This is a genomic window from Pseudoalteromonas fuliginea (genome assembly GCF_000690055.1).
Classification (GTDB): domain Bacteria; phylum Pseudomonadota; class Gammaproteobacteria; order Enterobacterales; family Alteromonadaceae; genus Pseudoalteromonas; species Pseudoalteromonas fuliginea.
Genome location: NZ_JJNZ01000267.1, coordinates 1 through 321 on the forward strand (window position 1 = coordinate 1; position 321 = coordinate 321).

Here is a 321-nt window from a genome sequence, read left to right on the forward strand (position 1 = left end):
TGTATTTGTTGGGGTTTCTGTTGCAGGAGCATTAACAAAAGATATGGTAAAATCAATGAATAAAGATCCAATGATTTTCGCTATGGCAAATCCAACTCCAGAAATTATGCCAGAAGATGCAAAAGAAGCAGGAGCTAAAATTATTGCTACTGGACGTTCAGATTTCCCAAATCAATTAAATAATGTACTTGTTTTTCCAGGATTATTTAAATGAGCGCTTGAGAATAGAGTAGTTCAAATCACAGAAGAAATGAAATTATCAGCAGCACAAGCATTAGCTGATTATGTTCAAAATCCAACTCCAGATGAAATCATTCCGTC

At 34.6% G+C, this 321-nt stretch carries 1 protein-coding gene; it reads left to right on the top strand.

Annotated elements, in window-relative coordinates:
* On the top strand, positions 1-214 hold a 214-nt coding region (locus DC53_RS0121160; RefSeq protein ID WP_338109280.1), incomplete at its 5' end, for a malic enzyme-like NAD(P)-binding protein.
* Between the last annotated feature and the right edge of the window lie 107 nt (positions 215-321).